The sequence below is a fragment of the Micromonospora sp. NPDC007220 genome (assembly GCF_040634035.1).
In the GTDB taxonomy this organism is placed as follows: domain Bacteria; phylum Actinomycetota; class Actinomycetes; order Mycobacteriales; family Micromonosporaceae; genus Micromonospora; species Micromonospora reichwaldensis.
Genome location: NZ_JBEYEU010000013.1, coordinates 17,074 through 41,095, shown reverse-complemented (window position 1 = coordinate 41,095; position 24,022 = coordinate 17,074). Strand labels below are relative to the sequence as shown.

The following is a 24,022-nucleotide window of genomic DNA, read 5'->3' as shown; positions in this document are numbered from 1 at the left end:
GTACGGGGTGGACCGTCAACCGGTGGTGGGTGAGCCCGCCGGCCCGGCTTCCAGGAAGCGCAGCATGTGCCCGTTCAGCTCCTCGGCGAAGCTGTACGGCAGGTAGTCGGTGCGGATGGTGACGCGCAGGAGGGCGTGGTCGGCGCGGGGAAGCACCTCGACCGTGAGCCCGTTGGGCACCTCCCGCGCGTACGGGTCGACGACCTCCTCGGCCCGGCAGCCGGGCAGTTCCAGCGGAAGCACCACGTTGTCCTGGAACACGAAGGTCGGCAGGCTGGCGACCACCTCGCCGGAGAGCCCGGCGGCGGGGTCGTCGGCGGTCTCCGCGAAGGGGACGTCCTGGGCCCGCATCAGGTCGCTGATCGTCTCGTTGACCCGCAGGACGAGTTTGTCGTCCTCCGGCCCGTCGAAGCGCACCCGGACGCAGTTGAGGTTCAGCCGGGTGGTGAAGGCGGAGTCGAGGACGCGGCTGCCCCGCTTGGCCACCACCATCAGCAGGCCGATGTCGTCCTGCTGGTGGACGGCGCGCAGCGCGGAGGCGAACGCCGCGACGAAGTAGCTGGACCGGCTGAACCGCTGCTCCCGGGCGGCCCGGTCCCAGCGCTGCATGACCTCCGGCGTGACGGTGACGGTGTGCCCGGCCTTCGGACCCCACGCCAGCGCCTGCTCCAGCGGTGCGGTGGCGTCGCCCCGGCCCTGGCGGGGCAGGCCGCGCAGTTGTTCGCGCCAGTAGGCCCGCTGCGCGTCGAGGTCGGCGGCGTCGCGCAGCCGGGCGTACTCCTCGTACGACTGGCGCAGCGTCGGCGCCGGCCGCGCCCACTCGGGGGCCGCGCCCGACAACCGCGCCGCGTAGGCGTGGCTCAGGTCCCGCACCAGCAGCGCGTACGACCAGCCGTCGAAGGCGATGTGGTGGATGCCCACGCCGAACAGGACCCGCCCGGTCGACTTCTCCCGGATCAGGGCGGCCCGCCAGACGCGGCCCTGGGTGTAGTCGAGCGGCTGCTGCACCGCCTCGGCGAGCTGGTCCAGGGCCTCCTGCTCGCTGGCGGCGTCGGTGAGCAGCCGCAGCTGCGGCATCGCCGGGTTCGGCGGGACGAGCGCCACCGGGGGAGCTGTCCGCCGGTAGCGGGCGTGCAGGGCCTCGTGCCGGCGGTGCACGTCGCCCAGCGCCGCCATCAGCGCCCGCAGGTCCAGCTCGCCCTCGATCCACCAGGTGACCGGGACGACGACCTCCGGCGGCGACATCAGGCACTTCGCGACCTGCTGCGCGAGCGGAACCGGGCCGGGACGCTGACGGGCCTGCCCGGCGGTCGAGCCGGCGTCCGTACGGCGGGGCGCGGTGGTCAGCCAGTGGGCCAGCGCCTGCGGGGTGGGGGTGCGGTGGATCTGCGAGACGGGCACGACGACGTCGGCGGCCTCGTCGATGCGCGTCGCCACCGCCGCCGACTGCAACGACGTGCCACCCAGGTCGAAGAAGCTGTCGCCCGTGCCGACCCGGTCGATGCCGAGGACGGTCGCGAACACGGCGGCGACGAGGCGCTCCTCGTTCGTCGCCGGCTCGACGAACTCCACCCCGAGGTCGGGGCGTCGGGTGTCGGGTGCGGGCAGGGCCCGCCGGTCGACCTTGCCGGTGCCGCCGACGGGGAAGTGGTCGAGGACCATGACGACGGCGGGAACCATGTAGGACGGGAGCACGGTGGCGGCGTGCGCGCGCAGGTCGCCGACGGCGGGGGTACGGCCGTTGCGTCCGGTGACGTAGGCGACGAGTCGGGCGGTGCCGTCGTCCTCGCGGCGCACGACCACGGCGGCGCCGACGTCGGGGTGTCGGGCGAGGGTGGTCTCGATCTCGCCGAGTTCGATGCGGATGCCGTTGACCTTGACCTGGTGGTCCATCCGGCCGAGGATCTCCAGCGCGCCGGTGGCGTTCCACCGTCCGAGGTCGCCGCTGCGGTAGGCGGTCCCGCCGCCGTACGGGTCGGTGACGAAGCGTTCGGCGGTGAGTTCGGGGCGGTTGAGGTAGCCGTCGGCGACGCCGAAGCCAGCGATGAGGATTTCGCCGGGTACGCCCATCGGGACGAGGTCGAGGTTGGCGTCGACGACGCGGATCTGCCGGTTGGGCATGGGCCAGCCGATGGGCACGTACGCGCCGCCCCAACCCGCCGACGCGTCGAACCACGTGCACGCCACGGCGATCTCCGCCGGCCCGTACGCGTTCACCACCCGCGTGCCCGCCGTCAACCACCGCTGGGCCAGCTGCGGCGGGACGGCCTCGCCGCCGAAGATGATGCAGCGCAGACCCGGGCAGGCGGCCGGATCGAGCGGGGCGACGTTGGTGGCCGGTCCGAACGTGTGGGTGACGTCGTGCCGGTTGATGAGGTCGGTGAGCCGACGCGCGTCGAGCAGGTCGTCGCGGGAGCAGACGACGACGCGGCCACCACCGGTGAGCGTCGCGAAGATCTCCCCGAAGGCGGCGTCGAAGACCGGTGCCGCCGAATGCAGCATCCGGCTGTCGGGGCCGATGGCGCACTCGTCGGTCATCCACGCCAGGAAGTTCGTCAGCCTCTCGTGCGTCAGCACGACACCCTTGGGCGTGCCCGTCGAACCCGACGTGTAGATCACGAACGCCGGCGCGGACGCCGGCACCACCGGCAGGTCCACCGGCTCACACGCCCGCACCACCGGCCAGTCGTCATCCAACGCCACCACCGACACCCCGTCGTCACCGGGAATCCGGGGCGCGACCGCACCGACGGTCAACACCACCCGGGCGCCGTGGTCGGCCAGCAGCACCCGCATCCGCTCCACCGGCCACGACACGTCCATCGGCGTGTACGCCGCGCCCGCCCGCAGCACACCCGTCGTCGCCACCAGCGACCACAGCCCGCGTTCCAACGCCACGGACACCACGTCACCGGCGCCCACGCCCACCGACCGCAGATACGCCGCCAGCGCGGCCGACCGGCGATCCAGTTCCCCGTACGTCAACACCTCATCGCCGGCGACACCCGCCACCGCCTCCGGCGTGCGCCGCGCCCACTCCAGCACCAGCTCGTGGATCGGCTCAGCCGGCACCTCACGCACCGGGCCCCGGCCCCACTCCAGCAACCGCTCCCGCTCCGCATCGCCCACCAACGGCAACGCCGACAACCCCACCTCCGGCCCCGCCAACCCGGCGGAGACCAGCACCACGACCTGGTCCACCAGGCCCCGCACCCACTGCGCCGAGTAACCCTCCGCCGCGTAGTCCACCCGCAGCGCCGACCCGTCCGGGGCCACACCGATCACCAGGTCGACGTCCACCACTGCCGGCCCCGCGTCCGCCACCGGAGCGTCCACCAGCCCGAGCACCACCGGGCCCACCGGCTCCCGGCCCACGGCCACCGGCGCCGCCAGCGCCGCGCGCACCCGCGTCACCAGCTCGGCGAAACCCGGATCACCCGCCACGTCCACCCGCAGCGCCGAACCGCCGCCACCGGACTCCAGGCCCAGCACCACCTGCTCCTGGGCCGTCCAACGGGCCAGCACCGCCACGACCCCCGCCACCACGACGTCGCCGCCCGGCCCGTCGTTCGGCGGCGAGGAGGGCAGCACCCGGTGCACCGAGGCGGCCCGGGCCGGCCACACCGTCGGCCGGCGCAGGTCCCCCACCAGGTCCAGTGTTTCGGCGTCGACCGCGCCGTCCACGGTCCGCGCACCATCGAACCCGACAGACATCAGCTCAACCTCCGATCGAGAGGGGGTGACCGGAAGGCACGGGGCCTCGGTACCGCACCACCGGGCGCATTCCGGTCGGCGCGGCAGGGGCGGTTCGCGGGCACCGCGGCCGACTCGGGTGGCCGGGCGCGGACATGCGGTGCGACCAGGACGGGTTCACCGTCCGAATTCCGGGTCGCCACCACGTCGTCGATCGAAAGGAGCAGGTCGGTGCCCGATCCGATCACCGGCGCCTCCCGTCCGTCCGGGGCGCCGCGCACCCACACTCGTCCCCCGCCCGGTGCAATGAAAGGGAACGACGAACCGATGGGGCCCGACCCTACGAAGCGCGGTGGAGTGGCGTACACCCCTAGAGATGCGCACGTCGACCCCTAGGGTGACGGCCGGAGATTCCGGCCGGGGGCCGCCGAGGATACGTCCGGAGCAATGACCGACCACCGGTCCGCGTCCCGTGTCCTCGCCGCCGGATCGGCAATTTGCGCTGGTCAGTGTGGTGTTCTCTGCTGATGATTGATCAGGATCGCGGCCAGATGCCGCGAATTTTTCGGCATTAACACACGCGGCTATATCTTTTCTATAGTGGATGGTTGGCGCCCTCCGGCAGGGTCGATGCACGAATGTCCGGGTTTCGACGGAGAACGATCCCGGGGTCTAAGTCGAAAAAGGCTATTCGGTCAGCCCAGGTCCAGGGTTCGAATCGGAGAATTGGCGATCCCGGCGACGGAAAGGGCCGCCCGCGGTCGGCTGACCGGCCCATCCCACGGAAATGAGCATTGACTATGCTTTGCCGATCATGACCCAGTCGGTGACTGGCAAATTCAGCCACCGCCTGTTGGTGTGCACCTCGCCGAACGCAGCGCTGACCACAAGCCAGCCCGCTACCTGGCCGGTCTCGCCAGAGACCGGCCGGCCGGTGCACGCGGTACGCCCGACTCTCGTGGCCGAGCGGCCTCATCAGGACCGGGAGCGCCTGCGACCGTCCACGTTCTCCGCAGTTCGTGGTCGTTGCGCACCCGGACTCCGTGCCACCCGAGGCCCTTCGTGGGCCGGCATGTCAGGAGATCCAATGGACGGACCTATCCAGGTACAGGTGTTCGCTCACGACGGGGTGGTCCTGGCCCGGCCACCCGATCCGGTGACGACCGCCGGCAGCCGCTATCTCGCCGGTGCGGGCGCCGCCCTGTACAACGGGCTGGACATGATCACGGGTCTCCACCTGACCCTTCCGCACCAGTCGGCGGCCATTTGCAGCACCGGCTCCAGCGCGGACAAGTCGCTGCGCCTGCTCAGTCGGTGCGGTCTCAAGACGCCCAGCGACCTGCGCGAGTTCCGCTCCGGCGCGCAGGCGGTGCAGTTCGCCCGGGACGCCGCCGAGCGGGGCGAGACGCTGGAGTTCCAGTTCCCCCCGCACGATCCGCAGTTGCGGGCCGCGCGGGCCCGGGTCGCCCCGGACCTGCTCGCCCGCCTCAACAACAAGACCACCCTGGAAACACTGATCGCGCCGGAATACCTGCCCCGTCGCCAGGTCGCCACCCCCGCCGAGGTACGCCGCATCGTGCAGCAGGACCGGCGGCCGGCGGTGGTCAAACCGGCCGGCGTCGAGGTGTACAGCGGAATCGCGATCTTCACGAGGCGGTTGCAGGACCGGCGGCACCGGTCACTGTTCAACCAGCTGGAACAGGTGAGCGATCGGTGGATCGTCGAGGAGGAAGTGCCCTTCCGGACGATCTGGGGCGTCCAGTTCGGCGTGACGGAGAGCGGAGCGGTGCAGTACTTCGGTGCGTCCGTACACCTGCCGCAGCCCACTTCGACGTGGGTCGGTTGTGTGATGGACGACGACCAGCCGCCGGCGGAGCTGATCGAAGCGCTGACCGTAGGGGTCCGAAAGGCCAGTGCCCTCGGGTACCGCGGGTACTGCTCCTTCGACGCCGGGATCGGTCGCGACGGCGCCCTGCGGGTCATCGATCCCAACTTCCGGGTCAGTGGGGCCACCACCTCGCTGCTGCACCGCAGTTCGCTGCTGGGGCAGCACCCGTGCGCCATGACGACGTTCTTCTCGCTGGCCCCCGGCGTCGACGCCGAGCCGATCCTCGCCCCGTTCATCGACCGGGGGCAGTTCGTCGCGTTCATGCACCACGACCCGGCGGAGACGGACAACGGCCCGCTGCCGGCCACCATCGTCGGCATGGTCGGCGCTGCGGACCGGTACGCCTGCGGGGTGCTGGTCGCGCAGATCCAGCGGGCACTGGGCGGTTGACGCGTCGTCCCTCTCCGGGCCGTGGTGACGGTCCGGAGGGGAGGCCCGACCGACCACGGCGGCGCCCGTCCCGCCCGGGGGAAAACGCCGTGCGCGCTCGCCGGCGCCGCGGCCATGATGAGGATCATGAGCGTGCGCGTCGACGATCCGGTCCGCCTCGGTGAGAGCCGACTCCCCGACGGGCGGTTGCTCGGCTGGGCCGAGTGGGGGCCGCCGGACGGTGTCCCGGTGTTGCTGTGCCCGGGGGCGGCCACGAGCCGGTGGCTCGGCTTCGGCGCGGACGTCGTCGACGCGCTCGGGGTGCGTCTCGTCTCCGTGGACCGCCCGGGGCTCGGCAGCTCGACCCCCGCGCCCGGCCGGACGTACGCCGACTTCGCCGCGGACATCCGCGACCTCGTCGGACTGCGGGGGCTGGCATGCCCCGCGGTGGTCGGCAACTCGCAGGGCGCGCCGTTCGCACTCGCGTGCGCCGAGGCGGGCGTCGCCGGCGCGCTGGCCATCGTGGCCGGCGCGGACGAGGTCGCCGCGCCGGAGTTCGCCGAGGCGCTGCCGGCGGAGCTGCGTCGGCTCGTGGACACGACTGCCGTCGATCCGGCCGGGGCGGAGCAGATCTTCGCCGGCTTCGACGCGGACGCGATGTGGGACATGGTGACGAGCGGGAGTCCCGAGGCCGACCTGGCGGTGTACCGGGAGCCGGGCTTCGAGGCCGCCTACCGCCGGGCCCTGCACGAGGGGTTCGCCCAGGGCCCGGCCGGCTACGCCCGGGACACCGTCCTGGCCATGGGGCGATGGCCCTTCGACCTCGCGGAGATCACGGTTCCGGTCGACGTCTGGTACGGCGAACAGGACACCAGCCACTCACCCGACAACGGAGCGACGCTGGCCGCCCGGATCCCCGGTGCCGTCCGGCACCTCGTCCCGGGGACCGGTGGCGCGGTGCTGTGGACCCGTGCCGAGCCGATCCTCCGCTGTCTGCTCGGACGAGCATCCACCTGAGCCGGGCTGCCGGCGGTGTCGGGTGCCGGCCGCTACATGCCGGTCAGCGCGGTGCGTACGGCGGGCTCGGGGACGTCGGCGACCAGCTCGGGCCCGGCCGGGCCGTCCAGGACGAAGGACAGGCCCGAAGTGGCTTTCTTGTCCCGCCGCATCAGCGCGACCAACTCGTCGTGGTCGACACCGCCGGGCAGCGCGGTGTCGAGGCCGTAGCCCGCCACCACCTCGTGGTGCTCGGCCACCCGGTCGGCCGGGACGCGGCCGAGGACGCCGGCCAGCCGGCCCGCGAAGACCGTGCCGACGCCGACCGCCTCGCCGTGCCGCAGGCCGAAGTCGGTGGCCCGCTCCAACGCGTGCCCCAGCGTGTGACCGTAGTTGAGGATGTGCCGCAGACCGGAGTCACGCTCGTCGGCGGCCACCACCCGCGCCTTCAGGGCCACGCAGGCGGCGATCTGCTCCGCCACCGGCCGGTCGCGCAGCTCGCCCGCGCCGATGAAGTGCGCCCGGGCGATCTCCCCGTAGCCGTTGCGCCACTCCCGCTGCGGCAGCGTGCCCAGGTGCTCGGTGTCGCAGAGCACCGCCCGGGGCTGCCAGTACACCCCGACCAGGTTCTTGCCCTCCGGCAGGTTGACCGCCGTCTTCCCGCCGACGCTGGCGTCCACCTGGGCGAGCAGCGAGGTCGGCAGGTGGATCACCGCGACGCCCCGGTGGTAGAGGCCGGCGGCCAACCCGACCACGTCCGTGGTGGTGCCGCCGCCGCAGGAGACGACGGCGTCGGCGCGGGTCAGTCCGAACTCGGCGAACGCACGGCAGAGCTGCTCGACCGTGGCCAGGTTCTTGTCGTGCTCGCCGTCGTGGGCCGGCACCACCCGGTGCGGCACACCCGGGTCGGGCGTCCACTCCGGAGGCCGGGCCGAGACCACCACGACCCGCCGGGCACCGATCCGCGCCACCTCCGCCGGCAGCCGGTGGCGCACACCGGGGCCGATCAGCACCGGGTACGCGCGCTCGCCGAGCGCCACCTCGATCCGGGCCGGCTCGGCGGGGGCGTGCGGGTCAGGTGCGGACGGGTGCATGTGGCTGCTGCCTCCTCTTGACGACGGGCACCGGTGCGGCGGCGACCGGGCGTTCCCGGACCATCGACAGGCGCAGCGCCAGCGCGGCCAGCGAGTCGACGTCCGGCCCGATGCCCCAACGGTCGTGGGTGAGCTGGGCGTGGTGCGCCAGCAGGAAGCCCGACGGCGCCGCCGGGTGGTGCCGGCCGACCACGTCGGTCACCCGGTCCAGGTAACGCCGCCAGGCCACGGCGACCTCCCCGCACAGCGGCAGGTCGCCGGCCGCCAGGACGATCTTCTCCGCGCCGGCGTCCGCCTGCGCGGCCAGGTCCCGCCGCTGCGCGGCGGTCAGCCGCTGGCTGCGTTCCTGCCAGTGCAGGAAGAGGAACGCCAGCCGGTCGGCCGCCGGCACCAGCCCCGTCAGGTACCGCAGGTGCGCCACGGCCAGCGGCAGTTCGACGCCGGCCAGCCAGGGAGTGTCCCCGCCGAGCAGGGTCAGGGCCAGGTCGCTGCCCGCCGACGCGAGCGGGCCGCCCCGGGCGGCGTCGCGCACCACGTACCGGTCGGCGGCGAAGGAGACCCCCGGGTCGTACGCGAGCAGCCCCGCCCGTACCGCGTCGAGCGCGGCCGGGGCGGCGTGGAAGCCGAGGCTCACGTGCGGCCCGGCGGGGGAGCCCTCCGGGTCGAAGAACCAGTCCATGCCCGGATCGGCCCGGCGGGCGGCGGCGACCAGACCGGCGAGGACCGTGCCGACCAGCTCGGTCACCCGCGTGTCCGGGGACCCGTCGGCCGGCACGGCCGAGCGGGCGAACAACCAGCAGCGTTCCAACGACGGCACCTCGGCTGACGGGCGGGTGGAGCACAGGACTCGACGGTCTGCGGGGGAGTGGCCCCATCATCGGCCTGCGGCCCGTCCCACCACCTGATCAGCGGTCCGAACTGGGGACGACTTAGGGGGTGACAGGGGTAGGACGCCGGCAGGGTGCTCGGAAGACTTGGGCCGCTACGGCGAGCGGGGTCTACGCCGCGGATGAGAAGTCTCGCCGACGGACGGATGTGGTGACATGCTTCGGAGCGACCTGATCCAGCCGTTGTCCGATCTGATCGAGGCGCACGCCGCCAGGTTGGGGAACAAGGTCGCGTTCCGCGACGACCGCCGGGCGGTCGGATACGCCGACCTGGCGGCGCGGACCCGCCGGCTGGCCGGTCACCTGGCGGCGTCGGGGGTCGGGCGGGGCGACCGGGTGGCCTTCTGCCTCGGCAACCGGGTGGAGACGGTGGAGACCTGGCTGGCCGTGACGCGGGCGGCCGCGGTCGGCGTACCGGTGAACCCGCACAGCACCGACGCGGAACTGGCCCACCTGCTGGACGACTCCGGTGCGGTGCTGGTGGTCACCGACCCCCGGCACCTCGACCAGCTGCTGCGGCTGCGTGCCGGCCGGCCGGCCCTGCGGGTCGTGGTCACCGGGGACGGCCCGGTGCCCGCCGGGGTCACCGCGTGGCGTGACCTGGTCGACACCGAGCCGGGTGTGGACGCCCGTGACGACCTGGGCCTCGACGAGGTCGCCTGGATGCTCTACACCTCCGGCACCACCGGCCGGCCCAAGGGCGTGCTCTCCACCCAGCGCACCTGCCTCTGGTCCGTCGCCGCCTGCTACGTGCCGATCCCCGGGCTCACCGACGCCGACCGGGTGGTCTGGCCGCTGCCGTTGTTCCACAGCCTCTCCCACATCGGGTGCGTGCTCAGCGTGACCGCCGTCGGCGCCACGGCCCGGCTCATCGACGGCTTCTCCGCCGACGACGTGCTGCGCGCGGTCGACGAGGACGAGGCCACCGTGCTGGCCGGTGTGCCGGCCATGTACCACCACCTGGTCACCGCCGCCCGGGAGAGCGGCTTCCGCGCCCCGGCCCTGCGGGTCTGCCTGGTCGGCGGGGCGATCACCACCGGCGCGCTGCGCCGGGCGTTCGACGAGGTCTTCGACGCGCCGCTGCTCGACGCGTACGGCAGCACGGAGACCTGCGGCTCGATCGCCGTCACCCGGCCGGACCAGCCCCGGGTCGAGGGTTCCTGCGGCCGCGCGGTGCCCGGCGTCGAGGTGCGCCTGGTCAGCCCGCAGACCGGCCTGGACGTGCCGACCGGCGCCGAGGGTGAGGTCTGGGTGAACGGGCCGAGCGTCATGCTCGGCTACCACGGCCTGCCGGAGGTCACCGCCGCCGCCCTGCGCGACGGCTGGTACCGCACCGGCGACCTGGCCCGCCGCGACGCCGACGGCAACATCTTCGTCACCGGGCGGCACCAGGAACTGATCATCCGGGGTGGCGAGAAGATCCACCCGGCCGAGGTGGAGGAGGCCCTGCGCGGGGTGCCCGGCGTCGCCGACGTGGCGGTGACCGGCCGCCCGCACGACGTGCTCGGCGAGGTGCCGGTGGCGTTCGTGGTGCCCGGGCCGGAGGGCTTCGACCCCCGGGCCGGGTACGCGGCCTGCCGGGAGAAGCTCTCCTACCACAAGGTCCCCGAGGAGCTGTACGAGATCGGGCAGGTGCCCCGCACCGCCTCCGGCAAGGTCACCCGCCGGCTCCTGCTCGACCGGCCGGCGCGGCTGCGGGCGGTCAACGGCAGCCACCACGAGACGCTGAGCCTGATCGCCTGGCAGCCGCTCGACCTGGCCGCCGTACCGCCGGTCGAGGCGCCCGCCCCGACGGCCGCGCAGGCCGCCGCCGCCCCGGCCCGCCGCTGGGCGCTCGTCGGTCGCGGGAGCGACGAGCTGGTGGAACCGCTGCGCGCGGCGTCGCCCGGGGACCGGTTCCGGTCCCACCGGGACCTGGCCGCCCTGCGCGAGGCCCCGGACGTGCCCGACGTGACGGTGCTGCTGGTCGAGCCGGCCGACGCCGTCGTGGCGGACCTCGCCGAGCGGCTGCGCGGCTGGCTCGACGACGACCGGTTCGCCGGCACCCGCCTGGTGCTGCTGACCGGCCCGGCCGCCGCACCCGCCGCGAGCGACGCGCCCGGCGACCTGGACACCGGGATCGACGCCGCCGCCGTGCCCGGGGGATGGCACCAGGCCGATCCGGCGGCCGGCGCGGTCCAGGCGGTCGGCCGCAGTCTGCAGGCCGCCTACCCGGACCGGATCGTGCTGGTCGACGGCGACGCCGGAGACCGCTCGACCGCCCTGCTCCCCGCCGTGGTGGACGCCGGCGCCGCGCAGGTCGCGATGCGGGCCGGGGCCGCCCTGCACGCCGTCCTCGTGCCCGTCCCGGCGACCGTGCCGGCGCGGCCGGTGAGCGTGGCCGACCCGGACCGCCCGGTCCTGGTCACCGGCGCGGACGGGCCGACCGGCGCGGCGCTGGCCCGACACCTCGTCGCCGCGCACCGCGTCCGCCGGCTGCGGCTGCTCCACGTCGGTGCCACGCCCGGGGTCGCCCTGGTGGATCTGGTCACCGAACTCGTCGCCGCCGGCGCCGACGTCGCCGCGCTGCCCGCCGACCGGGCGGGCGACGAGCCGCCCGGCGGGGTCTTCCTCTGCCCGTCCGACGACGACCTGACCGACGACGAGGACATCGCCCGGCTGCTCCGCCTCGCCGGGAGGCTGGACGCCGCGACCGGGCTCCCGGCCGCCTCGTTCACCGTCCTCGCGCCGTCCGCCCTGCTGCTGGGCGCCGCCGGCCGGGAGCGGGCCGCCTCGGCCGTGGGCGCCCTGCACGCCCTGACCGCCCGCCGCCGGGCCGCCGGTCTGCCGGCCCGGGTCGTCGGCACGACCGCGCACGCCGACCGGGAGCCGTCGCCCGCCACCCCCGCGGTAACCGGAACCGGGGCGGGAAGCGTCGTCCCGGCGGCCGTACGCGCCGATCTCGCCGCGTTCGACGTGGCCCACGACGGCGACGACCTGGTCGTGCTCGCCCGCCCGGCGGGCCACGCCGACGCCGCGCACCCCGCCTGGCGCGGCCCCGTCGCGGCGCTCGACGACGCCGCCGACGACCGGGACGCCGCCGAGTTGCGCCGCCGGCTGGCCGGGCTGAGCACCGCCGAGGGGGACCGGCTCCTGCTGGATCTGGTCCGCACCGCCACCGCCGAGGTGGCCGGCCTGTCCGGCCCGGCCGCGGTGCGCCCCGGCCGGGCCTTCAAGGAACTCGGCTTCACCTCGGTCAGCGCGGTCGCCCTGCGCGACCGGCTGGCCCGGGCCACCGGGGTACGGCTCTCCGCCACGGCCGCCTTCGACCGGCCCAGCCCGGACGCTCTCGCCCGGCACCTCGCCGCCCGGCTGCGCGGCACCACCGGGCAGGCCGGCCCCGCGACGGACCGGCCGTCCGCGCCGTCCACCGTGGACGATCCGGTGGTCGTCGTCGCCATGGCCTGCCGGCTCCCCGGCGGTGTCGGTTCCCCCGAGCAGCTGTGGGACCTGGTCGACGAGGGCCGGGAGGGGCTCACGGAATTCCCCACCGACCGGGGCTGGGACCTGGCGCACCTGTTCTCCGACGACGCGGACCGTCCCGGCACCTCGTACGTCCGGGTGGGCGGCTTCCTGACCGACGCGGCGGACTTCGACGCCACCCTGTTCGCGATCAGCCCGCGCGAGGCGCTCGCCATGGACCCGCAGCAGCGGCTGCTGCTGGAGACGTCCTGGGAGCTGTTCGAGCGGGCCGGCATCGACCCCACCTCGCTGCGCGGCAGCGCCACCGGCGTCTTCACCGGCGTCATGCACCACGACTACGCCGCGAACCTGCGCCAGGCGCCGCCCGGCACCGAGGGCTACCTCGGCGTCGGCACCGCCGGCAGTGTCGTCTCCGGCCGCGTCGCGTACGCGCTGGGGCTGGAGGGGCCGGCGGTCACCGTCGACACGGCGTGCTCGTCGTCGCTGGTCGCGCTGCACCTGGCCGCCCAGGCGCTGCGCGCGGGCGACTGTTCCCTCGCCGTGGCCGGCGGCGTGGCGGTGATGGGCACCCCGCAGGCGTTCGTGGAGTTCAGCCGGCAGCGCGGGCTCGCCCCGGACGGCCGGTGCAAGGCGTTCGGCGAGGGCGCCGACGGCACCGGCTGGTCCGAGGGCGTCGCCGTGCTGCTGCTGGAACGGCTCTCCGACGCCCGCCGGCGCGGGCACCCCGTCCTCGCCGTGCTGCGCGGCTCCGCCGTCAACTCCGACGGCGCGTCCAACGGGCTCACCGCCCCCAGCGGGCCCGCCCAGGAGCGGGTCATCCGCCGGGCGCTGGACGCGGCCGGGCTCTCCGCCGCCGACGTGGACGTCGTCGAGGCGCACGGCACCGGCACCCGGCTGGGCGACCCGATCGAGGCGCAGGCGCTGCTCGCCACGTACGGGACGGGTCGTGGCGACGCCGAACCGCTGCGGCTGGGCTCGCTGAAGTCCAACCTCGGCCACACCCAGGCCGCCGCAGGGGCCGCCGGGGTGATCAAGATGGTGCTCGCGATGCGGCACGGAACGCTGCCCCGCACCCTGCACGTGGACGCCCCGACGTCCGAGGTGGACTGGTCCGCCGGCGCGGTCGAGGTGCTCACCGAGGCCCGCCCGTGGCCCGAGGTGCGACGGCCCCGGCGGGCCGGCATCTCGTCGTTCGGCATCAGCGGCACCAACGCGCACGTCATCGTCGAGGCGCCCGCCGCCGACCCGCCCCCCGTGCCCGGGACCGCGGACCGGGAGTCGCCGTCCGGGGCCGCGGACCAGCAGTCGCCGTCCGGGGTCGCGGACCAGCAGCCGTCGTCCGGGGCGGCCGCCGCCACCCGACGACCGCCCGTGCCGTGGCTGCTCGCCGCGGCCTCCGGTGAGGCGCTGCGGGACCAGGCGGCCCGCCTGCTGACCTGGCTCGACGGGCCCGGGGCGGACGCCGACCCGGCCGACGTCGGGCACGCGCTCGCCACCACCCGCGCCGCCCTCGAACACCGGGCCGTGGTGCTGGCCGGCGACCCGGCCACCGCCCGGACGGGCCTGACCGCGCTGACCCGCGGCGAGGCGGACGCGGACGTGCCGACCGTGCTGACCGGCCGGGTAGTCGACGGCCAGCTCGGCATGCTCTTCGGCGGGCAGGGCGGCCAGCGCGCCGGCATGGGCCGCGAGCTGCACGCGGCGTACCCGGTCTTCGCCGACGCCTTCGACGCGGCCTGCGCCGAACTCGACCGCTGCCTCGCCGGCCACGCCCCGCACCCCGTCGCGGACGTCGTCTTCGCCGCCGAGGGCGACGAACTGGCCGACCTGCTCGACCAGACCCTGTACACCCAGCCGGGGCTGTTCGCCTTCGAGGTGGCGCTGTACCGCCTCCTGGAGTCCTGGGGCGTGCGCCCCGACGCGGTGCTCGGCCACTCCGTCGGCGAGCTGGCCGCCGCGCACGTGGCCGGGGTGTTCCCCCTCGCCGACGCGGCGGCGCTCGTCGCCGCCCGCGCCCGGCTGATGCAGCAGCTGCCCGCCGGGGGCGCGATGGTCGCCGTCGAGGCCGACGAGGCCGAGGTCGCCGCGCACCTCACCGACCGGGTGGGCCTCGCCGCCGTCAACGGCCCGACGAGCGTCGTCGTCTCCGGCGACGCCGACGCGGTGCTGGCCGTCGCGGCCACCCTGCGCGCCGCCGGGCGTCGTACCAGCCGGCTGCGGGTGTCGCACGCGTTCCACTCGCCGCGCATGGAACCGATGCTCGACGAGTTCCGCGCGGTGGCGGCCGGCCTCACGTACCGCACCCCGCACCTGCCGGTGGTGTCCAACCTGACCGGCCACCCCGTCGACCCGGCCCGGCTCTGCTCGCCCGACTACTGGGTGGCGCACGTGCGGGGCACCGTCCGCTTCCACGACGGCGTGCGGGCCCTGCACGGGCAGGGCGTCACCACCTTCCTGGAGGTCGGTCCGGCCGGCGTGCTCACCGCGATGGCCCAGGACTGCCTCCTCGCCGAGGCCGACGAGTTGGCCTTCGTGCCCGCCGTACGGGGCGTCGCCGACGAACCGGAGGCGCTGCTCGCCGCCGTGGCGCGGCTGCACGTCCGGGGCGTCCCCGTCGACCGCGCCGCCCTCGCCGGCCCCGGGCCGCACCGCCGCGTCGACCTGCCCACGTACGCCTTCCAACGCCGGCACTACTGGCTGCCCGCCTCAACCGCGGTCGGTGGCCAGGTCGGCGTCGGGCTGGCCGACGCCGGGCACCCGCTGCTCGGCGGCGTGCTGGCGGTCGCCGGCACCGGGCAGGTCGTCTGCACCGGACAGGTCTCCGCGGCCACCCAGCCGTGGCTGGCCGCCCCCGGTGACGGCACTCCCGCGCTGCTGCCCGCCAGCGCCCTGCTGGACATGCTCACCCACCTCGGCGAACAGCTCGGCACCCCGACGGTGCGGCGGCTGCGCGTCCCCGATCCGGTGCCGCTGCCCGCCGAGGCGACCCTCGAGGTGCAGGTCGGCGTCTCGGCGCCGGACGAGCACCGGCGCCGGGTGGCGCACTGCCACGTCCGGGCCGGCGACGGGCAGCCCTGGCGGGAGGTCGCCGAGGCCGTGCTCGGCCCGGTCGACCCGGAGAGCGGCCGGGGTGCCCTCGCCCCGGCCTGGCCGCCCACCGGCGCCCGACCGGTGGACCTGACCGCCCCGCAGTACCAGGCCATGGCCGGGGAACTGGCCCGGGCCGCGTGGGTCGCCGCCGACCGGCTCTTCGTCGACGTACGCCTGCCCGAGGACGCCCGGGACCCGGACGCCGAGCGGTACGGCGTGCACCCGCTGGTGCTGGAGGCGGCCCTGCGCCTGCTCCCGCTCGCCGACTTCGCGCCCGGCCACGACGCCGCGCCCACCGGCCGGCTGCTGCCCACCGAGTGGGCGGGCGTGCGCCTGCACGCCACCGGGGCGCACGCGCTGCGCGTCTGCCTGGCCCCAGCCGGGGCGGACGCGGTGACCCTGACCGCCGTCGACGCCGCGGGCGTGCCCGTGCTCGACGTGGACCGGGTGGTGCTGCGGACCCTCGACCTGCCGCCCGCCGAGACGCCGGCGCCCCCGCCCGCCCCCGCCGGGCTGTACGCCGTCGACTGGTCGCCCGCGGCGTTCCCGGCGACGCCCGCGCCCTCCTGGACGCTCGCCGACGGCACACCCCCGGACGGGCCGCTGCCGCCGCTGCTGGTGCTGCGCGTCGGCGACGGCGAGCCGGGCCGTTCGGTGCCCGACCGTGCCCACGCCGTCGGCCTCGCCGTGCTCGGCGTGCTCCAGAGCTGGCTGGTCGACCCCCGCGCGGAGACCACCCGCCTGGCCCTCGCCGTCCGCGACGGTGACCCGGTGCACGCCCCGGTGGCGGGGCTCGTCCGGGTCGCCCAGGCGGAACAACCCGACCGGTTCCTGCTGCTCAGCCTCGACGCCACCGACGACGCGACCGTCCGGGCGGCGCTGGCCGTCGCCGGGGACGAGCCCGAGATCGCCGTCCGTGACGGCCGGGTCCTGCTGCCCCGGCTCCACCCCGTCGAACCGCCCCCGGCCGGTACGCCGGTTCCGGCGCTGGCCGGTGGCACCGTGCTGGTGACCGGCGGCACGGGCGGCGTCGGCCGGCACGTCGCCACCCACCTCGCCACCGTGCACGGCGTCGCCGAGCTGGTCCTCGTCAGCCGCACCGGCCGGGCCGGCGACTGGACGGACGCGTTGACCGACGCCGGCGTCATCGTCCGGGTGGTCGCGGCCGACGTCGCCGACCGGGCGGCGCTCGCCGAGGTCGTCGCCCCGCTGGCCGATCGGCTCGTCGCCGTCGTGCATGCCGCCGGGGCCACCGACGACGCGCTGCTCACCGACCTCGACCCGGGCCGCTGGGAGCGGGCCCTGCGGTCCAAGGTGCACGGCGCGTGGCACCTGCACGAGCTGACCGCCGGCCTCGACCTGGCCGCGTTCGTGCTCTTCTCCTCGGCCGCCGCCACCTTCGGCAGCCCCGGCCAGGGCAACTACGCGGCCGGCAACGCGTTCCTCGACGCGCTCGCCGCGCACCGCCGCGCCCAGGGCCTGCCGGCGACCGCCCTGGCCTGGGGGCTGTGGGCCGCGCAGGACGGGATGGCCGGCCGGCTCACGCCGGCGGACCTGGCCCGGCTCGCCCGGGGCGGCACCCGTCCCCTCGACACGGCCGCCGGGCTGGCGCTGTTCGACGCCGCCCTGCACGTCGACCGGGCGACGCTGGTGCCGATCGGGCTCGACCTGGCCGCCGTGCGGACCTCCGGCGAGGTGCCCGCCCTGCTGCGGGCGCTGCTGCCCCCACCGCCCCGTCGGGCCGTCAACGCCGACGCCGCGCCCGCCTCCGCCAAGGGCTTCGCCGACCGGCTGGCCGAGCTGGCCGAACCCGACCGCGCCGCCCTGCTGCTGGACCTCGTACGCACCCGGTGCGCCACCGTGGTTGGGCACACCGGCCCCGACGACGTCGAGCCGCGCCGCCCGTTCAAGGAACTCGGCTTCGACTCGCTGATGGCCGTGGAGCTGAGCAACCGGCTCACCGCCGTCACCGGCGTCCGGCTCGCCCCGCACGCCGTGTTCAACCACCCCACCCCGGAGCTGCTCGCCGCGCACCTGCACGCCCGGCTGCTCGGCACCGCCGCCACCGAGGTCACCGACGCGAGCACCGTCGCCCTGGACGAGCCGGTCGCCATCGTCGCGATGGCCTGCCGCTTCCCCGGCGGCATCGGCTCCCCGGAGGAGCTGTGGCGGCTGCTCGACGCGGGCGCCGACGTCATCGGTGACCTGCCCGACGACCGGGGGTGGCCGCTGGCCGACCTCTACGACCCGGTGCCCGGCACGGCCGGCCGGACGTACGTGCGGGCCGGCGGGTTCCTCACCGGGATCGCCGACTTCGACGCCGCGTTCTTCGGCATCAGCCCCCGCGAGGCCCTCGCGATGGACCCGCAGCACCGGCTGCTGCTGGAGACCTCCTGGGAGGCGTTGGAACGCGGCGGCATCGACCCGGTCACCCTGCGGGGCAGCCGCACCGGCGTCTTCGCCGGCACCCACGGCCAGGACTACGGCGACCGGATCGCCCCCGGCGTGGTCGCCGACGACGGCGAGGTCACCGCCGACGAGGGGCACCTGCTCACGGGTACGGCCGGCAGCGTCCTCTCCGGCCGGGTCGCGTACGCGCTCGGGCTGGAAGGGCCGGCCGTCACCGTCGACACCGCCTGCTCGGCGTCGCTGGTGGCGCTGCACCTGGCCGTGCAGGCCCTGCGCCAGGGCGACTGCGACCTGGCGCTGGCCGGTGGCGTGTCGGTGATGTCCACCCCGGCCGGGCTGACCGGGTTCAGCCGCCAGCGCGGTCTCGCCGCCGACGGGCGGTGCAAGGCGTTCGCCGAGGACGCCGACGGCTTCGGCATGTCCGAGGGCGTCGGGATGCTGGTGGTGGAGCGCCTCTCCGACGCCCGCCGCCGGGGCCACCCCGTGCTGGCCGTGGTCCGCGGCTCGGCGGTCAACCAGGACGGCGCGTCCAACGGGCTGACCGCCCCGAACGGGCCGTCGCAGGAGCGGGTCATCAAGGCCGCGCTCGGCGCCGCCGGGCTGACCGCCGCCGAGGTGGACGTCGTCGAGGCGCACGGCACCGGCACGTCGCTCGGCGACCCCATCGAGGCGGAGGCGATCCTCGCCACGTACGGGCAGCGCCCGGCCGGTACCCCGCCGGTGCTGCTCGGCTCGGTCAAGTCCAACCTCGGGCACACCCAGGCCGCGGCCGGCGTCGCCGGGGTGCTCAAGATGGTCCTCGCCATGCGGCACGGCCGGCTGCCCCGCACCCTGCACGCCGAGCGCCGCAGCTCGCGGGTCGACTGGGAGTCGGGCTCGCTGGAGCTGCTCACCGAGGCCCGCCCGTGGCCCGCGGCGGACCGGCCGGCGCGGGCCGGTGTCTCGTCGTTCGGCATCAGCGGCACCAACGCCCACGTGATCGTCGAGGCGGTCGCCGGGTCGGCCCCGGACGCTGACGCCGCAGCCACGCCGACGGAGGCGTACGCGCTGCCGTGGCTGCTCTCCGCGCGTACCCCGGAGGCGCTCGCCGGGCAGGCCCGGCGGCTGCGGGAACACCTCGCCGAGCGGCCCGACCAGCGGCCCCTCGACGTGGCCTGGTCGCTGGCCACCAGCCGCAGCACCTTCGACTCGCGGGCGGTGCTGGTCGGCGCGTCGCCGGACCAGGTCGCCGCCGCCCTCGACGCGCTCGCCGAGGGCCGGCCCGACCCGGCGGTGACGCGGGGCGAGGCCCGTCCCGTCGGCCGGTGCGTCTTCGTCTTCCCCGGGCAGGGCTCCCAGTGGCTCGGTATGGGACTGGACCTGCTCGACCAGGCCCCCGTGTTCGCGGAGCGGATGGCGGCCTGCGACGCGGCGCTGCGGCCGTACCTGGACTGGTCGCTGCTGGACGTGCTGCGTCAGGTGCCCGGCGCGCCCGGCCTCGACGAGGTCGACGTGGTGCAGCCCGCACTGTTCGCGGTGATGGTGTCGCTGGCCGAACTGTGGCGCTCCTACGGCGTGCAGCCGGCCGCCGTCGTCGGCCACTCGCAGGGCGAGATCGCCGCCGCCTGCGTCGCCGGGGTGCTCTCCCTGCCCGACGCCGCCCGGGTGGTGGCGCTGCGCAGCCGGGCGCTGCGGGCCCTGGCCGGACACGGGGCGATGGCCTCCGTCGCGCTCCCCGCCGACACGGTCCGCGACCGGATCGCCCGGTTCGGCGACCGGATCTCGGTCGCCGCCGTGAACGGGCCGGCCGCCGTCGTGGTGTCCGGCGAGCCGCAGGCGGTGGAGGAACTCCTCGCCGAACTGGCCGGCGAGCAGGCCCGGGTCCGGCGCATCGCCGTCGACTACGCCTCGCACTCCGCCCAGGTGGCGGGCCTGCGCGACGAGCTGGCCGAGGTGCTGGCGGGCATCGCCCCCGGCCCGGCGGCCGTGCCGCTCTTCTCCACCACCGACCTGCGCTGGCTCGACGGCGAGGAGATGGGGCCGGACTACTGGTACCGCAACCTGCGGCAGCCGGTCGAGCTGGAACAGGCGATCCGCTCGCTGGCCGAGCAGGGCCACGACACGTACGTCGAGTGCAGCCCGCACCCGGTGCTCACCGTGGGCATCGAGGCGACCCTCGCCGACCACGACGGCGAGAGCGTGGTGGTCGGCTCGGTGCAGCGCGACCAGGGCGACCGGGCGCGGTTCCTGCTCTCCCTGGCCCAGCTGCACGTGTGCGGGGTCGCGGTGGACTGGCGGCCCGCGCTGGCCGGCGGCCGGCGGGTCGACCTGCCCACGTACGCGTTCGCCCACCGCCGCTACTGGCCCCGGCCCGTCTCCGGCCCCGGCGACGTCGGCGCCGCCGGCCTGGACGCCGCCGGGCATCCGCTGCTCGGGGCGTCGGTCGCGCTGGCCGAGACGAGGGGCCACCTGTTCACCGGGCGGCTGTCGACCGACGCGCAGCCGTGGCTGGCCGACCACCGGGTCTCCGACAGCGTGCTGGTGCCCGGCACCGGCCTGGTGGAACTCTGCCTCCGCGTCGGCGACGAGATCGGCCACCCGGTCCTCGACGAACTGGTCATCGAGGCCCCGCTGACCCTGCCCGCCGACGGCGCGACCCAGGTGCAGGTGACGGTCGGCGCGGGCGGCGACGACGGACGCCGCCCGGTGACCGTGCACTCCCGGCCCGCCGACGGCCCGGCCGCGGGGCCGTGGACCCGGCACGCCAGCGCCACCCTCTCCGCCGACCAGCCCGCCGCGTCGCCGCAGCCCACCACGTGGCCGCCGCGCGACGCCCGCCCCGTCGACCTGACCGGCTTCTACGCCGGCCTGGCAGCCGACGGCTACGCGTACGGGCCTGCGTTCCAGGGGCTGCGCGCGGTGTGGACCAGCGGCGACGAGGTCTACGCCGAGGTGGAGCTGCCGGCGGCCGCACGGGTCGACGCCGACCGGTACGGCCTGCACCCCGCCCTGTTCGACGCCGCCCTGCACGCCGCGCACTTCGGCGGCCTCGCCGGGGCCGGGGCCGGCCGGCTCCTGCTGCCGTTCGCCTGGAACGGCGTCAGCCTGCACGCCACCGGGGCGACCGCCCTGCGGGTACGGCTGACCCAGGTGGGACCGCACGCCATCGCGCTGACCGTCGCCGACCCGACCGGCGCCCCGGTGGCCGAGGTGGCCGCCCTGACGATGCGGCCGATCTCCGCCGCCGAGCTGGCCGTCACCGACGACCGTGCCACCCGCGACGCGCTGTTCCGGCTCGACTGGACGCCGCTGCCGCCGGCCGACGCGGCCACCCCGGTCGACGCCGTGGCCGTCGCGCCCGGCCTGGACGGCTTCGGGCTGCACTCCGGGCTGGACGGGCTCGCCGACGCCGTCGACGCGGGACTGACCCTGCCCGGGGCCGTGCTCGTGCCGCTCGACGCGGAACCCGCGCAGCCCACCCCCCGCGCGGCACGGCACGCCGCCGTCCGCGCCCTCGACCTCGTCCGGCGCTGGCTCACGGAGCCCCGCTGGGCGGCGTCGAGGCTGCTGCTGGTGACCCGGGGCGCGGTGGCCGTGCACCACGCCGGCGAGGTGACCGACCCGGCCGCCGCGGCGGCGTGGGGCCTGGTGCGCTCCGCCCAGTCGGAGAACCCGGGCCAGGTCGTCATCGTCGACGTCGACGGCGACGGGATCGGCCCCGACCAGGTCGCCGCCGTGCTGGCGGCGGACGAGCCGCAGGCCGCGATCCGGGGCGGCACGGCGTACGTGCCACGGCTGGCGCGGGCCGGCTCGGCGGGCGAACTCGCCGCGCCGCCCGCCGCCGCGTGGCGGTTGGACGCGCCGGTGCGGGGCAGCCTGGAGAACCTCACCCTGGTCCCGACCGACGCCGCCGACGCCGTTCTCGGCCCCCGCGAGGTCCGGGTACGCGTCCGCGCCGCCGGCCTGAACTTCCGCGACGTGCTCAACGCGCTCGGCCTCTACCCGGGCGACGCGGGGCCGCTCGGCGGCGAGGGCGCCGGCGAGGTCGTCGAGGTGGGCGCCGAGGTGACCGACCTGCGCCCCGGCGACCGGGTGTTCGGGGTCTTCGTGGGCTGCTTCGGGCCCGTCGCGGTCACCGACCGCCGCCTGCTGGCCCCGATGCCGGCCGGCTGGTCGTACGTCGAGGCCGCCTCCGTGCCGGTGGTCTTCCTGACCGCGTACCACGGCCTGGTCAACCTGGCCGGGCTCGGCCGGGGCGAGTCGGTGCTGGTGCACGCGGCGGCCGGCGGCGTCGGCATGGCCGCCGTGCAGCTCGCCCGGCACCTCGGCGCCGACGTCTACGCCACCGCCAGCCCCGCCAAGTGGGACGCCCTGCGCTCGATGGGCGTCGCCGAGGACCGTATCGCCTCGTCCCGGACCCTCGACTTCGAGAACCGGTTCGCCGGGGCCACCGGCGGACGGGGCGTCGACGTGGTGCTGGACTCGCTGGCCCGCGAGTTCGTCGACGCCTCGCTGCGGCTGCTGCCGCGCGGCGGGCGGTTCATCGAGATGGGCAAGACCGACATCCGCGACGCCGCCCAGGTCGCCGCCGACCACCCGGGGGTGGCCTACACCGCCTTCGACCTGACCCTGGAGGACCCCGACGAGGTGCAGCGCATGCTCGTCGAGCTGCTCGGGCTCTTCGAGCGGGGGACGCTCACCCCGCTGCCCACGCAGGTGTGGGACGTCCGCCAGGCGCCGGAGGCGTTCCGGCACGTCAGCCAGGCCCGGCACGTCGGCAAGGTGGTGCTCACCCTGCCCAGGGCGTGGGACCCCGACGGCACCGTGCTGCTGACCGGCGGGACCGGAACCCTGGGTGGGCTGGTCGCCCGGCGGCTGGTCGAGACGCACGGCGTACGGCGGCTGCTGCTGGTCAGCCGCCGCGGCGAGCGGGCCCCCGGCGCGGCCGAGACGATCGCGGAACTGCGCTCCCTGGGCGCCGAGGCCACGGTCGTGGCGGCCGACGTGGCCGACCGGGACAGCCTGGCCCGGGTCCTGGACGCGGTACCGGCCCGGCACCCGTTGACCGCGGTCGTGCACCTCGCCGGGGTGCTCGACGACGGGATCGTCACCGCCCTCACCCCGCAGCGCGTCGACACCGTGTTCGCGCCGAAGCTCGACGCCGCGTGGCACCTGCACGAGCTCACCCGCCACCTCGACCTCGCCGGGTTCGTGCTCTTCTCCTCCGGCGCGGGCGTCTTCGGCGTACCCGGTCAGGCCAACTACGCGGCGGCCAACGCGTTCCTCGACGCGCTCGCCCTGGCGCGCCGGGCCGAGGGCCTGCCGGGCCGGTCGTTCGCCTGGGGACTGTGGGAGCAGGCCAGCGAGATGACCGCCAAGCTGGACCGGACCGACCCCCGGATCACCGCCCGCGACGGGCAGCTCGCGATCCCGTCCGACCTGGGGATGGCCCTGTTCGACGCGGGCCTGCGGCTGGCCGAGCCGGTGCTCGTGCCGACCAGGATCGACGTCGCCGCGCTCGGCGAGCGGGTCGAGCGGCCCCCGGCCCTGCTGCGCGGGCTCATGCGGCGGGAACGGCCGAGCGCCCGGTCGAGCGCCCCGACCGGCGGCGGGCGCACCCTCGCCGACGAACTGGCGGCCCTGGCCGGGCCCGACCGCCACACCCTGGTGGTCGACCTGGTACGGGAGCAGGCGGCGAGCGTGCTCGGGCACGGCAGCCGCGCGGCGGTCGCCCCGGGCCGGGCGTTCAGCCAGATCGGCTTCGACTCGTTGACCGCCGTCGAGCTGCGCAACCGGCTGACCACGGCGACCGGTCTGCGCCTGCCGGCCACGCTGATCTTCGACTACCCGGACCCGAACGAGCTGGCCACGTTCCTGGTGTCGCAGTTGGCGCCGGACACCGGCCCGGAGGTTCCGCCGGTCCTCACGGACCTGGAGAACCTGGAACGCTCGCTGACCGAGGCCAGCGTCGAGGCGGAGCTGCACGCCCAGATCGGGTCCCGGCTGGAGGTGCTCATCGCCAAGTGGCGGACGATGCGCGCCGGCTCGGGCGGGGATCCCGACCTCGACCTCGAACTGGCCAGCGACGACGACCTCTTCGACCTCATCGACTCCGAACTCGGTCTCTGATGGCCGTCCGGCCGCCCCGCACGGCG

At 75.9% G+C, this 24,022-nt stretch carries 6 protein-coding genes; 3 read left to right on the top strand and 3 right to left on the bottom strand.

Annotated features, from left to right (window positions below; translation table 11 throughout):
- Window positions 1-15: 15 nt before the first annotated feature.
- A complete protein-coding gene (locus ABZ573_RS21590) occupies window positions 16-3,714 on the bottom strand; it encodes an amino acid adenylation domain-containing protein (protein ID WP_358120337.1) in 3,699 nt (1,232 codons plus the stop codon).
- Window positions 3,715-4,804: 1,090 nt separating this feature from the next.
- On the opposite strand from ABZ573_RS21590, the gene ABZ573_RS21585 reads away from it, so the two are divergent.
- Both ABZ573_RS21585 and ABZ573_RS21580 read left to right on the top strand, forming a co-directional pair.
- On the top strand, window positions 4,805-5,971 hold the full coding sequence (locus ABZ573_RS21585) for an ATP-grasp domain-containing protein (protein ID WP_358120334.1): 1,167 nt from the start codon (window positions 4,805-4,807) through the stop codon (window positions 5,969-5,971).
- A gap of 132 nt (window positions 5,972-6,103) precedes the next feature.
- A complete protein-coding gene (locus tag ABZ573_RS21580; RefSeq protein WP_151455521.1) occupies window positions 6,104-6,967 on the top strand; it encodes an alpha/beta hydrolase in 864 nt (287 codons plus the stop codon).
- A 32-nt stretch (window positions 6,968-6,999) separates the two neighbouring features.
- On the opposite strand, the gene ABZ573_RS21575 is transcribed toward ABZ573_RS21580, so the two are convergent.
- Together ABZ573_RS21575 and ABZ573_RS21570 are read right to left on the bottom strand one after the other, a co-directional pair.
- Window positions 7,000-8,040, bottom strand: a complete 1,041-nt coding sequence (locus tag ABZ573_RS21575) for a 3-dehydroquinate synthase family protein (protein ID WP_358120331.1) — start codon at window positions 8,038-8,040, stop codon at window positions 7,000-7,002.
- On the bottom strand, window positions 8,021-8,857 hold the full coding sequence (locus ABZ573_RS21570) for a hypothetical protein (protein ID WP_225852288.1): 837 nt from the start codon (window positions 8,855-8,857) through the stop codon (window positions 8,021-8,023). Before ABZ573_RS21570 ends, ABZ573_RS21575 begins: the two co-directional genes overlap by 20 nt.
- Window positions 8,858-9,083: 226 nt before the next feature.
- Here ABZ573_RS21570 and ABZ573_RS21565 point away from each other — a divergent pair, with 226 nt between their 5' ends.
- Complete coding sequence (locus ABZ573_RS21565) at window positions 9,084-23,996, top strand: SDR family NAD(P)-dependent oxidoreductase (RefSeq protein ID WP_358120328.1); 14,913 nt, start codon at window positions 9,084-9,086, stop codon at window positions 23,994-23,996.
- Window positions 23,997-24,022: the final 26 nt, after the last annotated feature.

Bases quoted from the DNA above. Each gene is read 5' to 3' on its own strand.
- ABZ573_RS21575 (WP_358120331.1), bottom strand. From the start codon at position 8,040: ATGCACCCGTCCGCACCTGACCCGCACGCCCCCGCCGAGCCGGCCCGG.
- ABZ573_RS21590 (WP_358120337.1), bottom strand. From the start codon at position 3,714: ATGTCTGTCGGGTTCGATGGTGCGCGGACCGTGGACGGCGCGGTCGAC.
- ABZ573_RS21565 (WP_358120328.1), top strand. From the start codon at position 9,084: ATGCTTCGGAGCGACCTGATCCAGCCGTTGTCCGATCTGATCGAGGCG.